This is a genomic window from Aeromonas sp. 9A (assembly GCF_963900955.1).
GTDB classification, from domain to species: domain Bacteria; phylum Pseudomonadota; class Gammaproteobacteria; order Enterobacterales; family Aeromonadaceae; genus Aeromonas; species Aeromonas salmonicida.
In genome coordinates, this window is the sequence record NZ_CAWRFG010000001.1 from 1,186,604 (window position 1) to 1,199,642 (window position 13,039).

Consider the following 13,039-nt stretch of genomic DNA (forward strand, 5'->3'; position numbering starts at 1 on the left):
CTGAAAGGGATCCCACCAAGGAGAGGACGGACACAATGCGCTTTACCAATGAAAACGGCGATACCATGACACTGGCAGACAATCTGACACTGCACGAGCTGCTGGACATGGGGGTCAGCATCTCGGTCTGTGAAGAGACGGATCCGGATCAACAGATCTGGCTGGCGGAGCCGGAAGACGAACAGTAAGTCTGTGCTCTGCTCGACGGCCCACCCCTATGGGTGGGCTATTTTTTTCTTGTTTTTCTCATAGTGACAGCATGATCCGCTAGCCAGTCCCCCATCTTGCCCGCTTTGTTCCCACCCTTTTCACCAAGTCACTGAATGTTAATAGCTGTTTGAAATTTATGACTGTTCTGGTCAGACAAAGCCGTGGACAAGCGTTCGCAAGCGGGTTAAGTTGGATTTTCACCCGCTTTTCGGGTGAATGATGGAAAAAACCTATTTTTCTACTATCGACGGCACCGAACTCGCCTGGCCCGTATTCAGACAACAACAAGACACGGGGCCGGCGCTGCCGGGAAGCAGCGGACTGTCGATAGCTTTCGCTTAACGGAGCAAAGCCTGGAGGGCTTTATCATGGAGATGTTATCAGGCGCCCAGATGGTGGTTAGAGCGCTGGAAGATCAGGGAGTTGAGCACGTTTTCGGCTACCCTGGTGGCTCAGTGCTCGACATCTATGACGCTCTCTTTGAAAACGGCAAGATGGAGCATGTCCTGGTGCGGCACGAGCAAGCCGCGGTGCATATGGCGGACGGTTACGCCCGCTCCACCGGCAAGGTGGGCACAGTGCTGGTGACCTCGGGTCCTGGCGCGACCAACTGCATCACGGGGATCGCGACCGCCTACATGGACTCCATCCCCCTGGTGATCCTGTCCGGTCAGGTACCGACCAGCATGATCGGGGAGGATGCATTCCAGGAGACCGACATGATCGGCATCTCCCGTCCTGTGGTGAAGCACAGCTTCCTGTGCAAGAAAGCCAGCGACATTCCCGATGCCATCAAGAAGGCCTACTACATTGCCGCCAGCGGCCGCCCGGGGCCTGTGGTGGTGGATCTGCCCAAAGACGTGCAGAACCCGAAAGAGAAATTCCCTTATCAGTATCCCGAGACTGTCTCCCTGCGCTCCTACAATCCGACCAAGGCCGGACACAAGGGCCAGATCAAGCGGGCTGCCAAATTGCTGGTAGATGCCCAGCGCCCTGTGATGTACGTGGGTGGCGGTGCCATCAATGCCAATGCGGATCATCTGGTGACCAAGCTGGCCGAGCTGCTGAACCTGCCAGTGACCACCACCCTGATGGGGCTGGGAGCCTTCTCTGGCACCCATCCGCAGTTTGTCGGCATGCTGGGGATGCACGGCACCTTCGAAGCCAACAAGACAATGCACAATGCGGATCTGATTTTTGCCGTGGGTGCCCGCTTCGATGATCGTGTCACCAACAACGTGGCCAAGTTTTGTCCCAATGCCACCATAGTGCACATCGATATCGATCCCACTTCCATCTCCAAGACGGTACAGGCCCATGTGCCCATCGTCGGCTCGGTGGAAACCGTGCTGGAGCAGATACTGGAAGTGATCCGCGAGTGCGGCTTCGACAACGACAAGCAGGCGCTGACAGACTGGTGGAGCCAGATCGCCCAGTGGCGTTCCCGCAACTGCCTGGCCTATGAGACCCACCCCACCCTGATCAAGCCCCAGCAGGTGATCGAGACCCTGTACAAGGTGACTAAGGGGGAGGCATTTGTTGCCTCCGACGTGGGCCAGCACCAGATGTTCGCCGCCCTCTACTACCCCTTTGCCAAGCCGCGCCAGTGGATAAACTCCGGAGGCCTCGGCACCATGGGCTTCGGTATTCCGGCCGCCATGGGCGCCCAGTTTGCCAATCCTGGGGCTGTGGTCTGTTGCGTGACCGGTGACGGTTCGGTGCAGATGAACATTCAGGAGCTCTCCACCTGCATGCAGTACGGTGTGCCCATCAAGATCATCTCCATCAACAACCGTGCCCTTGGCATGGTCAAGCAGTGGCAGAAGATGTTCTATGGCGGTCGCCACAGCCACTCCTACATGGAATCCCTGCCCGACTTCGTCAAGTTGGCGGAAGCCTACGGCCACGTCGGTATCGCGGTGAGCGATCCGGCGGAGCTGGAGAGCGCCATGGAGAAAGCCTTCGCCATCAAGGATAGGCTGGTGTTCATGGATATCTCGGTCGATCCGGATGAGCATGTCTACCCGATGCAGATCAAGTTTGGTGCCATGGACGAGATGTGGCTGAGCAAGACGGAGAGGACCTGACAATGGGACACATTATTACGGTCGTACTCATGGAGCTCAAGTTTGGTTCCATCAATGACGAGATGTGGCTGAGCAAGGCGGGGGAAATCTGATGAGACATATTATTTCCGTTCTGTTGGAGAACGAGTCCGGCGCCCTGAGTCGTGTGGTGGGTCTCTTCTCCCAGCGCGGCTACAACATCGAGACCCTGACGGTGGCCCCCACCGAGGATCCCACCCTGTCGCGCATGACAATCGTCACCATGGGTGACGAGCGGGTGCTGGAGCAGATCCAGAAGCAACTGCACAAGCTGGTGGACGTGCTCAAGGTGTGTGACCTGAGCGAAGGGGAACATATCGAGCGGGAGATTGCGCTGGTCAAGGCGCGCGCCGCCGGTGGTGCTCGCGACGAGCTGAAACGGCTGGCGGACATCTTCCGTGGCCAGATCGTCGACGTGACCCCGGAGCAGTACACTGTGCAGCTGGTGGGCACCAGCGAGAAGCTGGACGCCTTCATCAAGACCGCGGCCCAGACCAACGAGATCATCGAGGTGGTGCGTTCCGGGGTGTGCGGTATCTCCCGGGCGGACAAGGCACTGCGCCCCTGATTGTTCGGCAGGTGGATTTGTTATCCCAAAGGGGCTCTTCGGAGCCCTTTTTCACGGGCGCAAGCTGGGCCAGGGGGAAGAGCGAGTCTGTCATTTTCTTTCAAATGATCAGTAAACTATCCACAAAAGCTGTGGAAAACTCTGTAGATTAGCGGTGTGTCTAGTGTTAGTGAGCTGATCTTAAAGGGGTATTTGGATCTGATCTCTGCTGAGGTGCAATTGTGCAATCCCCTGTGGCGGGTGTGAGTGTTTGCTTATCCTGCCAGCCTTGCCAGACAAGCCATGGAGAGAGGCATAGTGATCCGGTCAGGATCCTGATTTGATCTTGCGGATCAACATGTCGCCCGCCCACTATAAAAAAACCCGCCTCTCGGCGGGTTTTTCACAGGGTTGGCTGAAGGTCGATTACTCGGCCTGAGCTGCCTGGATACCGGTCAGGGCGATGGTGTAGACGATGTCGTCAACCAGGGCGCCACGGGACAGGTCGTTGACCGGCTTGCGCATGCCTTGCAGCATGGGGCCGATGGAGACCAGATCTGCGGAACGCTGTACCGCCTTGTAGGTGGTGTTGCCTGTGTTCAGATCCGGGAAGACGAACACTGTGGCTTTACCTGCTACCGGCGAGTTAGGGGCCTTGGACTTGGCCACGTTCTCCATGATGGCCGCGTCGTATTGCAGCGGACCGTCGATGATGAGGTCGGGGCGCTTGGCCTTGGCCAGCTCGGTCGCTTCACGTACTTTCTCTACATCGGCACCGGCGCCAGAGGTACCGGTAGAGTAGGAGATCATGGCGACGCGCGGCTCGATGCCGAAGGCGGCAGCGGAGTCGGCGGACTGGATGGCAATCTCGGCCAGCTGCTCGGCAGTGGGATCCGGGTTGATGGCGCAGTCACCGTACACCAGCACCTGATCAGGCAGCAGCATGAAGAAAATGGAGGAGATCAGGGAAGAGCCCGGGGCAGTCTTGATGATCTGCATCGGCGGACGGATGGTGTTGGCGGTGGTGTGTACCGCGCCGGATACCAGACCGTCTACTTCGCCACGCTCCAGCATCATGGTGCCCAGCACCACGTTGTCTTCCAGCTGTTCGCGGGCAACCACTTCGGTCATGCCCTTGTTCTTGCGCAGTTCGACCAGACGCGGCACATAGCGCTCACGCACTTCCAGCGGGTCGATGATCTCGACACGGTCGGTCAGCACCACACCCTGCTGCTCTGCAACGCGACGGATCTCTTCCGGGTTACCCAGCAGCACAGGACGGGCGATACCACGTTCGGCACAGATGGAAGCTGCCTTGATGGTACGCGGCTCTTCGCCTTCCGGCAGCACGACACGCTTGTTGGCCTGACGGGCCAGCTCGGTCAGCTGATAACGGAACGCCGGCGGGCTCAGACGACGGGAACGGGTAGACTTGGCTGAGAGAGACTCGATCCAGTGCTTGTCGATGTGGCCAGCCACATAGTCCTGCACCAGCTCAATACGCTCGCGGTCATCTTCCGGAATGTCGACGTTGAAGTTTTGCAGGCTGACGGCGGTCTGCCAGGTGTTGGTGCCGGTGATCATGATCGGCAGGCCGGTGGCCATGGCCTGTTGGCACAGGGCCATCACTTGCGGTTCGGGATGATAGTTGCCGGTCAGCAGCAGTGCGCCCAGCTTGACGCCGTTCATGGCGGAGAGGCAGGCGGAGACGATGACGTCGGAACGGTCGCCGGAGGTGACCAGCAGGCTGCCAGGACGGAAGTGCTCAACCATGTTGTGGATGGAGCGGGCACAGAAGGTCACGGTTTGCAGGCGACGGCTGTCCAACTCACCCTTGTGCAGGATCTTGGCGGCCAGATGTTTGGCGAGATCCTTGGCGCGCGGGGCGATCAGCTGGGTATTCCAGGGGATGCAACCCAGGATGCGCAGCGGGCTCTTGCCGAACACTTGCAGCACTTCCAGATTGTGGGCCGCTTCAGAAGCGTGGTGGTGCGCCTCGAACATCTCGGTCAGGTCCGGGCGGGTCACGCCGTGCTCGTCAACCGGAGCACCTACCTTGTTGATGACGCAACCAACGATACGGGGGTTGTTGACGCCACCGAAGTTGGAGCAGGCCAGCTCGATGCGCTCTTTGAGCTTCTGGCTGGAGTCGTTGCCCGGATGGGTCACGAACACCATGTCGGCATCCAGCGCCTTGGCGACGTCATAGTTCAGCTTGTTGGCAAACGGCTGCTTGTCGGTCGGTACCATGCCTTCGATGACCAGCACTTCGGCACCGCTGGCCTTCACGTGCTCTTCAAAGCGAGCCACTATCTCTTCCAGCAGGATGTCGGTGTTGCTGGAGGTGATCATGTTCTCGGCGTAGGAGAGGGCGAATGGCTCGGGCGGGTTGATGTTGGCAGCAGCGCGGATCACGGCGGTGGAGCGCTCGGTACCGGTTTCACCCGGACGCGGCTGAGCGACCGGTTTGAAGAAGCTGACATTGACACCGTGACGTTCCATGGCGCGGACAACGCCAAGACTCACGGAAGTTACGCCGACACCAGTGCCGACCGGGATAAGCATAATAGTGCGTGCCACTTAATACCCCTTGTTCATTTTTTGGGATCAGGAAAAGGCCGCCCTGGGGCGGCCTTGCTCTACAGCGAATTTATGCGCCGACCAGTTCCAGCGCGTCGTGGGCAATGACCCACTCCTCGTTGGTCGGGATAACCAGGGCCTTGGTGGAACCAGCCTTGGTGATCTCGCCACCCTTGCCGAAGCGGGCAGCCAGGTTGGCTTCGTGATCGACGTCGAAGCCCAGCAGACCCAGCTTGTTCAGGGTGATTTCACGGATCGGAGCTGAGTTTTCACCGATACCACCGGTGAAGACCACGGCATCCAGACGACCGTCCATGGCGGCGGCGTAGGCGCCGATGTACTTGGCCAGGCGATAGCAGTAAACATCCATGGCACGCTTGGCTTCTTCTTTGCTGTCGTAGTTGTCTTCAACGAAACGGCAGTCGGAAGTCACTTCGGTCAGACCCTGCAGGCCGGACTCTTTGGTCAGCATGGTGTTGATATCCGCCACGCTCATGCCCAGCTTGTCGTGCAGGAAGAAGATGATGGCCGGATCCAGATCGCCGGAGCGGGTACCCATGACCAGGCCTTCCAGCGGGGTCAGACCCATGGAGGTATCAACGGATTTGCCGTTCTTGATGGCGCAGACGGAACCGCCGTTGCCCAGGTGGCAGTTGATGATGTTCAGCTCGTCAACCGGCTTGTTCAGCTGCTTGGCGGCTTCCAGGCTGATGTAGTAGTGGCTGGTGCCGTGGGCGCCGTAGCGACGGATGCCGTTCTCTTTGTAGAGTTTGTACGGCAGGGCGTACAGGAAGGCTTCTTCCGGCATGGTCTGGTGGAAGGCGGTGTCGAACACGGCCACGTTCTTGTCGGCCAGGGCCGGGAAGATACGACGGGCTTCACGGATACCGATCAGGTGAGCCGGGTTGTGCAGCGGTGCATAAGGTACGGCGGCTTCGATGCCGGCGATGACGTCATCACAGATCACAACGGAGGAGGTGAAGCACTCACCACCGTGAACAACACGGTGACCAATGGCGATCAGATTCTGGGACAGTTCCGGATTGAGCGGCAGGATCTTGTTGACGATGTAGTCCAGCGCTTCCTGGTGAGCGGCACCAGCGCCCAGATCGGCACTGCCTTTCTCGCCATTCAGTTTCCACTTGATGCGGGCGTCGTCGAGGTTGAAACACTCGGCCAGGCCGGACAACAGGTCATCACCGGTGGTTGCGTCAATGACAGCAAACTTCAGGGACGAGCTGCCACAGTTAAGTACAAGAACCAGCTTACTCATGAATAAATCCTATCGCAGATTGGGTTGTGTAGGAGGATGCGTTGGACGCGTTGCGTCCAAAAACTTTCAACTTATCCTTATGAGGGTTGGCAATCTGTTGCTTGCCCCTTGTATAGTGATACAAGACCCGAAATCCAGACGTCCCTGACAGCTCAACGGCAGGCCGTTGGTGCAAAAATTGGGCGTACAAAGGATAACTCGATTGTTGAAAAATAACAAAGTCATCCTCAACCTTTGTTATTGCGCATCAAATATAGTCGAGGTTTTGCCGTTAATACGTTCAAAAAAAGCTCGGAGGTAGCATGAGCATGAACATTTTTGGAACTAAGTTACAGCAAGGCCGTCATTATATGACCCTTTGGCCCCGCCGTCCCGAGCTTAATTCCATGTTTCCGGAGAATCGGGTGATCAAGGCCACCGAATTCGCCTTCAAGATCATTCCGGCGCTGGCGGTGCTCAGCGTCATGTTGCAGTTCCAGCTCGGTGAGCTGCACTACTGGCCTTCCGTCATGACCTCAGTGCTGTTTCTGCTCAGTCTGCCGCTGCAAGGTTACTACTGGCTCGGTCAGCGTGCTGATACCCGTTTGCCACCCTCCCTTGCCAGCTGGTATCGCGAGATCAACGGCAAGATGAACGAGCAGGGCAGTCATCGCCAACTGGTGGCCCAGCCCCGTTACGAAGAGCTGGCCGATACCCTCAATGCTGCTTTCAAGCAGCTGGACAAATCTTTTCTCTACGAATAGGCGAACAAGGTTTTCCAATCAGACAAAGGCGCCCAGAGGCGCCTTTTCCATCTATGTCGATCAGGCCGCCAATACTTTGCGGATCTCCTGGATGGAGAGCTTGTATTGACGGGGGCACTGGCGCCATACGGTCAGCATGCGCTGGTACTTGTCGCGCATGGCAATGTCGCTCGAAAGCTCGTCACATGGGCACTTGAGCTCGGGGAAGCGCTTGTCCACTTCCAGCAGGAAGCAGACGTAGTCGGCCAGCTCCCGCTCCTGGCTGCGGCTGTAGCCGTTGAATTCCAGCCGGCTGGCGGTGATTTCACTCTGATCGGCTCCATCAAGATTGCCCCAGGAGATGGCCAGCGCATGGTGCAGTTCCAGGGTGTCGATCACCTCCTGACAGGTGGCCAGATCCAGATGACCGAAGCTCTTCTCCAGTTCGAGGATCTGCAGGCAGTAACCGCGGGCTATGATGGTGCTTGCCCGCTGGTAAGACGCCGCTTTCTCCGGATTGAGTTTGGCCAGGATCTCGTACTGGTTGCTCAGGATCAGGCGTTCGGTGTGGCTCATGTTCATGGGCTTTTCTCACTGGAAAATGAAACTGGGGTCACGTTAACCCATATCTCAGATGAATTTTTTGATCTGGCAGGGGAGGTTGGTGAGAAAGCCGGATCGGGAAATCAAAACGGAGCGGTTTCTGGTTAATTAAAAGCAGCGGTTGCGTGCTTGCATTGCGGCTTGAGCTGGTAACAATAAAGGAGTCATCTGGCTTGTGCCCGGATGACTCGCCACCAAGGCACCCGACACAGGTGCATGCCAGACCATCACAAACATGACTCCGTCGCTGTGGCCACAGGTCCTGGCAGACGGGGCAACGAAAACGGGGCCGCCAAGATGGCGACCCGGCCTTGACTCATCAGGTGATGCCATCATCACACTGTGAGCTCGGCGAGCGAGACAAGCGAAGGGCCTGCAGTTGCAGGCCCTTTTTGCATGGTGTGTTTTATATGTCTTTGGGCTCAACCCTTGATGAGGTCGAGCACCACCTGATGGTGGTCGCTGGTCTTGAACTTGTCGAAGCGGTGGACGACCTTGCCCTCTTCATCGATGAGGAAGCTCAGACGGTGAATGCCGTCATACTCCTTGCCCATGAACTTCTTCGGGCCCCAGACGCCAAAAGCATCGGCGACGGCGTGATCTTCATCGGCCAGCAGGCGGAAGTTGAGGCTGTCGCGCTCCTCGAACTTCTTCAGGCGCTTGGCCGGATCCGGGCTGATGCCGAGCACCACCACGTTGAGAGCGGCCAGCTCGCTATTGACGTCACGCAGACCGCAGGCCTGGGTGGTGCAGCCAGGGGTCATCGCCTTGGGATAGAAATAAATGAGCACTTTCTTGCCGCGCAGGTCGGATAGACGAACCGGATTGCCATTCTGATCTGACAGGGAAAAGTCGGGGGCCAGGGTGCCAGCGGATAAAGGTTGCATGGATTCTCCTTGGGGTTGGTCGTCAGGCGTGTTTGTTGTTGACGATGAATTCGAACGATTCGGCGCCCAGTTCACGACAGAATCCGGCGAAGGCCGTATCCGAACCGGCGGCTTCTCCCTGCTTGGCCAGATTGAGCTGGAAGCTTGCCTTGAGCAGGTTGTAGGGCTGTTGCTCCAACGTCATGGTCTGCATGGCCTGGATGTCCCAGCCGTGGTCGCTGAAGAACTGGGTGCACTGACTTACGATGCCAGGCTGATCCCGGATCAGGATCTCGGCGTTGGCGCTGATGTCGTATTGCAGCGAATGGTGACGCTCGGTGCGCTTCATCATGGTGATGAGCTCCCACTCCTGACTGCGCAGGGGCAGGCTTATCTCGAGTTGCATCAGGCTGTTCCAGTCACCGGACAGCAGCATGATGAAGGTGAATTCATTACCGAAGATACCAAGACGGCTATCGACAATGTTACAGCCACACCCACTGACGTGGCGAGTGACTTCATTGACGATGCCAGGCCTGTCCGTGCCTATGGCCGTTACGACCAGGTAGTGAGTCATAAATCTTCTCTCGTCCATTAGCTGGTTGTGAATGTGAATGTGAGTAGAGCGGGAGCGCTCTGGCGACTCTCTGCACTCTGACATGACAACCTTGTTGAGAATGTTGTTGCGGCGAGCCCTGCCTGTGGTGGTCACGACCACGATTTGGCGCATGCTGTTGCGCTCGCGCACAGCGTTTTGTGCCGGATGGTATCATGGCTTGCCCCCTGCCTCCCTTGTTTTTCCAAGGGGGCAGCTTTACCATAACGCCCCTGAAAATCGGGAGAAATATCCATGTTACGCGGTAGTCTTGTTGCGCTCGTTACCCCCATGCTGGCTTCAGGTGAAGTCGACTGGGCCAGTCTGGCCACCTTGGTCGATTATCATGTCAGCGCGGGCACAGCCGCTATAGTTGCGGTCGGTACCACAGGGGAATCGGTGACCCTGAGCGAGCAGGAGCACATCGCCGTCGTGGAAAAAACCGTGGAACTGGCCGCCGGACGCATTCCCGTCATCGCCGGTTGCGGATCCAACAATACCGCTCATGCCATCGCCCTTGCCAAACGATTCGCCGAAACGGGCGTGGTGGCAGGTCTCTCGGTTACCCCTTATTACAACAAACCCACCCAAGAAGGCCTCTATCGTCACTATTGTGCGATCGCCGAGGCTAGTGGTCTGCCCCAAATTCTTTATAATGTGCCCGGTCGCACCTGTTGCGATCTCAAACCGGAGACGGTAGCCCGGTTAGCCAGGGTACCCGGCATCATAGGTCTGAAAGAGGCCACCGGGGATCTGAGCCGTACTCCGCTGTTGCGTGAGCTGTGCGGAGAGGAATTCGCGCTTTATAGTGGCGATGATGCCAGTGGATGTGATTTTATGCTGCAAGGGGGAGACGGAGTCATTTCGGTCACCACCAATATTGCAGCGGCCCAGATGGCCGACATGTGTCGTGCTGCTCTGGCCGGTGATGCCGGGCAGGCGCATGACATCAACAATCGATTGATGCCGTTGCATCAGACTCTGTTCTGCGAACCGAGTCCCATCCCGGTGAAGTGGGCCTGTGCCCGACTGGGATTGATTGCGACGGCGACCTTGCGTCTGCCGCTCACCGACCTCACCCCAGAGGGCGAACAAGCGATGACGCGAGCACTGACGACTGCGGAGTTGATGGCGAGTGTTTAAAGCAAATGGAAAGGGAAATGCAGTGCGCCTGGTGCTGAGTGTAGCGACCGTTGCCGTGTTGGCAGCCTGTAGTTCACCCCAGGATCGCAAGATGGCCAATCGTGGTTTCGAGTACGAGGATGCCCGCCTTGAAGGTCGTGCGTTTCTGGTGCCGTCCGGGTTGAGTACCCCCGCCTTTAACAGCAATTTCGACATCCCGGCATTGCCAGAGAGCAGCCGTGACGGTGCTCTTGGCGCCAAGATTGACGTGCGTCCGCCTGCCCAGCTGCTGACAGTGGTACCGGGCAGCCAGGTCGTGCCCAATGCCAGCGAACCCACAGTGGCCTTCTATGCCCTGAGCACCAATCAGAGTGTGGAGCGCGATACCTGGGCCTTCCTGATGAACTTCCTGGCCCAGTACAAGGTGACCACAGAGAAGCTGGATCAGCAGGCTGGCGTCTTGCAGACCGGCTGGTTTGACAACACCAAGGCCCTCGATGGCTGGAGTGAAGAGGATGATGATTTCAACATCCGACAGCGTTACCAGTTCACAGTGCGCAACGATGCCCAGCGTCATGCCGTCAACATGTCGGTGCGGGTGCTGGATCACGAAGAGACCATTGATGGCGAGACCGCCAATGTGTTGACGCCAGCCGATGCCCAGCGCTACGCGACCCGCGCCCTGAACCAGTTCTCCCTCTATTACGACAAGCAGCTCAAGTCCCGCGAGCAGCACAAGGCCAACGATGGCATGGGCTTGCAGCTGGGTCTGGACAACAACGAGCTGAGTGCCTGGATTGCGGACGGTTCCTTTGATCTGGTCTGGCGTCGCCTCAATCAGGTGCTGCCGGCCTATGGTTTCACCATCAAGGATACCCAGCAGTCCCTGGGCTGGATCGACGTCGAATACGACGAACCGGGCAGCGATTTCTGGAAAGCCAAGGGTGGCGAGCCGTTCAAGCTGGAAGAGGAGAAGTATCGCTTCCAGTTGGGCGAGATGGCGGGGGGCAAGACCTCCATTACCCTGTTCGACAAGGACAAGAAGCCAGTGGCGTCCGGCGTCATCTCCCAGATGTACATCAGCCTGTCCGAGGCCTTTGCCAAGGGCTTGGCTGACCAGGCAGCAAAAACAGAATAGAAACAGGGGCCTAGTGCCCCTGTTTTGTTAGGTTAATCCCCCTGTAAATACAGGGTCTGATGCGCTTGATATGTTAACCCCCCAGAAACAGGGGCTTGGTGCCCCTGTTTTATTCCTCCCACAAACAGGAAGTGTTATTAGCCATGAGTCTTGCAGATCAAGTATTGGCGGTGAATGACGATTTGCCGATCCGTACCGATAAACCTGTCCATTCCGGCAAAGTGCGCAGCGTCTACTGGTTGACCCCCGAAGACAGTGCCCGGCTCATAAAAGAGAACGGCTATGATGTGCCTGCTGATGCGCCGCTCGCCCTCATGGTGATCAGCGACCGCATCTCGGCCTTCGACTGCATCTGGCAAGGTGTCGACGGGCTGAATGGCGTACCGGGCAAAGGAGCTGCGCTCAACGCCATCTCCAGCCACTGGTTCAAGCTGTTCAAGGAGAAGGGACTGGCCGACAGCCACATCCTGGATATTCCGCACCCCTTCGTCTGGATCGTGCAAAAAGCCCGCCCCGTGATGATCGAAGCGATCGCCCGCCAGTACATCACTGGTTCCATGTGGCGTGCCTACAAGGATGGCGAGCGTGAGTTCTGCGGTATTACTCTGCCAGAAGGGCTCAAAAAGGATCAGAAGTTGCCGGAGATCCTTATCACTCCCTCCACCAAGGGTGTGCTGACCGGGCTGGATGGTGTGCCGGAAGCCGATGACGTCAACGTCTCCCGTGCGGATATCGAACGCCACTACAAAGGCTTCAACTTCAGCAAACCGGCTGACATCGATCGCTACGAAGTGCTGCTCAAAGAGGGCTTCAACGTCATCAGCGATGCGTTGGCCTCGCTGGATCAGATCTTCGTCGACACCAAGTTCGAGTTTGGCTATGTCCAGGATGCTGCCGGCAACGAGAAGCTGATCTACATGGATGAAGTGGGTACCCCCGACAGCTCCCGCATCTGGGATGGCGCGGCGCTGCGTGATGGCCAGATCGTCGAGAAGTCCAAAGAGGGTTTCCGTCAGTGGCTGCTCAACCACTTCCCGGATCCGGATATCCTGCTCAACAAGAACCGCATGCCGGAACGCTTCGCCTTGGCCCGCGAAAACAAGCTGCCGACCGAGGTGATGATGGATATCTCCAACACCTATGTCGGGATCGCCGAGAAGATCATCGGTCACCCGCTGGTGCGCTCCGCCAATCCAAAGCAGGAGATCATCGAGGTGCTGCGGGATCAGTACGGTCTGATCGACTAAGGGTTGCCGCCTTTTTTTGTCATCGAAAAAC

General features: G+C 57.6%; 12 protein-coding genes. 7 read left to right on the forward strand and 5 right to left on the reverse strand.

Going from position 1 to position 13,039, the window contains the following annotated elements; genetic code table 11:
- Nucleotides 1-35: 35 nt before the first annotated feature.
- From AACX78_RS05855 to ilvN, 3 genes are all read left to right on the forward strand, one after another.
- Nucleotides 36-188 (forward strand): hypothetical protein, encoded by a 153-nt coding sequence (locus AACX78_RS05855; RefSeq protein ID WP_010673158.1) that lies wholly within the window; start codon nucleotides 36-38, stop codon nucleotides 186-188.
- Between the two features lie 390 nt (nucleotides 189-578).
- Nucleotides 579-2,297 (forward strand): acetolactate synthase 3 large subunit, encoded by a 1,719-nt coding sequence (locus AACX78_RS05860; RefSeq protein WP_159165642.1) that lies wholly within the window; start codon nucleotides 579-581, stop codon nucleotides 2,295-2,297.
- A 91-nt stretch (nucleotides 2,298-2,388) separates the two neighbouring features.
- Complete coding sequence (ilvN, locus tag AACX78_RS05865) at nucleotides 2,389-2,883, forward strand: acetolactate synthase small subunit (protein WP_005311605.1); 495 nt, start codon at nucleotides 2,389-2,391, stop codon at nucleotides 2,881-2,883.
- Between the two features lie 405 nt (nucleotides 2,884-3,288).
- On the opposite strand, the gene pta is transcribed toward ilvN, so the two are convergent.
- Both pta and AACX78_RS05875 read right to left on the reverse strand, forming a co-directional pair.
- Nucleotides 3,289-5,442, reverse strand: coding sequence for a phosphate acetyltransferase (gene pta, locus AACX78_RS05870; protein WP_042467240.1), 2,154 nt, complete (start codon nucleotides 5,440-5,442; stop codon nucleotides 3,289-3,291).
- A gap of 70 nt (nucleotides 5,443-5,512) precedes the next feature.
- Nucleotides 5,513-6,715 carry an acetate kinase gene (locus AACX78_RS05875; RefSeq protein ID WP_159165643.1) on the reverse strand — a complete coding sequence of 401 codons (1,203 nt, stop codon included), beginning with the start codon at nucleotides 6,713-6,715 and terminating at the stop codon, nucleotides 5,513-5,515.
- Nucleotides 6,716-7,017: 302 nt separating this feature from the next.
- Between AACX78_RS05875 and yfbV the strand changes: the two genes are divergently transcribed.
- Nucleotides 7,018-7,458: a terminus macrodomain insulation protein YfbV gene (yfbV, locus tag AACX78_RS05880; RefSeq protein WP_159165644.1), complete on the forward strand. Its 441-nt coding sequence runs from the start codon at nucleotides 7,018-7,020 to the stop codon at nucleotides 7,456-7,458.
- A gap of 60 nt (nucleotides 7,459-7,518) precedes the next feature.
- Here yfbV and AACX78_RS05885 read toward each other — a convergent pair whose 3' ends face one another.
- The 3 genes from AACX78_RS05885 to AACX78_RS05895 all read right to left on the reverse strand — a co-directional run bounded on the left by AACX78_RS05885 (nucleotide 7,519) and on the right by AACX78_RS05895 (nucleotide 9,483).
- On the reverse strand, nucleotides 7,519-8,019 hold the full coding sequence (locus AACX78_RS05885; RefSeq protein ID WP_017412149.1) for a YfbU family protein: 501 nt from the start codon (nucleotides 8,017-8,019) through the stop codon (nucleotides 7,519-7,521).
- 443 nt (nucleotides 8,020-8,462) lie between these two features.
- Complete coding sequence (gene bcp, locus AACX78_RS05890) at nucleotides 8,463-8,927, reverse strand: thioredoxin-dependent thiol peroxidase (RefSeq protein WP_159165645.1); 465 nt, start codon at nucleotides 8,925-8,927, stop codon at nucleotides 8,463-8,465.
- Between the two features lie 22 nt (nucleotides 8,928-8,949).
- Nucleotides 8,950-9,483, reverse strand: a complete 534-nt coding sequence (locus AACX78_RS05895) for a glycine cleavage system protein R (RefSeq protein ID WP_005311611.1) — start codon at nucleotides 9,481-9,483, stop codon at nucleotides 8,950-8,952.
- Between the two features lie 273 nt (nucleotides 9,484-9,756).
- On the opposite strand from AACX78_RS05895, the gene dapA reads away from it, so the two are divergent.
- From dapA to AACX78_RS05910, 3 genes are all read left to right on the forward strand, one after another.
- Entirely contained in the window at nucleotides 9,757-10,644 is an 888-nt protein-coding gene (gene dapA, locus AACX78_RS05900) for a 4-hydroxy-tetrahydrodipicolinate synthase (protein WP_021139756.1), read from the forward strand.
- Nucleotides 10,637-11,761, forward strand: coding sequence for an outer membrane protein assembly factor BamC (gene bamC / locus AACX78_RS05905; RefSeq protein ID WP_159165646.1), 1,125 nt, complete (start codon nucleotides 10,637-10,639; stop codon nucleotides 11,759-11,761). Before dapA ends, bamC begins: the two co-directional genes overlap by 8 nt.
- Before the next feature lie 143 nt (nucleotides 11,762-11,904).
- Complete coding sequence (locus AACX78_RS05910) at nucleotides 11,905-13,008, forward strand: phosphoribosylaminoimidazolesuccinocarboxamide synthase (RefSeq protein ID WP_201302793.1); 1,104 nt, start codon at nucleotides 11,905-11,907, stop codon at nucleotides 13,006-13,008.
- Nucleotides 13,009-13,039: the final 31 nt, after the last annotated feature.

What these genes read in the sequence shown, in the direction of transcription:
- AACX78_RS05855 (WP_010673158.1), top strand. Translation starts at nt 36, where the DNA reads ATGCGCTTTACCAATGAAAACGGCGATACCATGACACTGGCAGACAAT.
- AACX78_RS05860 (WP_159165642.1), top strand. Translation starts at nt 579, where the DNA reads ATGGAGATGTTATCAGGCGCCCAGATGGTGGTTAGAGCGCTGGAAGAT.
- ilvN (WP_005311605.1), top strand. Translation starts at nt 2,389, where the DNA reads ATGAGACATATTATTTCCGTTCTGTTGGAGAACGAGTCCGGCGCCCTG.
- AACX78_RS05875 (WP_159165643.1), bottom strand. Translation starts at nt 6,715, where the DNA reads ATGAGTAAGCTGGTTCTTGTACTTAACTGTGGCAGCTCGTCCCTGAAG.
- yfbV (WP_159165644.1), top strand. Translation starts at nt 7,018, where the DNA reads ATGAGCATGAACATTTTTGGAACTAAGTTACAGCAAGGCCGTCATTAT.
- AACX78_RS05885 (WP_017412149.1), bottom strand. Translation starts at nt 8,019, where the DNA reads ATGAACATGAGCCACACCGAACGCCTGATCCTGAGCAACCAGTACGAG.
- bcp (WP_159165645.1), bottom strand. Translation starts at nt 8,927, where the DNA reads ATGCAACCTTTATCCGCTGGCACCCTGGCCCCCGACTTTTCCCTGTCA.
- AACX78_RS05895 (WP_005311611.1), bottom strand. Translation starts at nt 9,483, where the DNA reads ATGACTCACTACCTGGTCGTAACGGCCATAGGCACGGACAGGCCTGGC.
- dapA (WP_021139756.1), top strand. Translation starts at nt 9,757, where the DNA reads ATGTTACGCGGTAGTCTTGTTGCGCTCGTTACCCCCATGCTGGCTTCA.
- AACX78_RS05910 (WP_201302793.1), top strand. Translation starts at nt 11,905, where the DNA reads ATGAGTCTTGCAGATCAAGTATTGGCGGTGAATGACGATTTGCCGATC.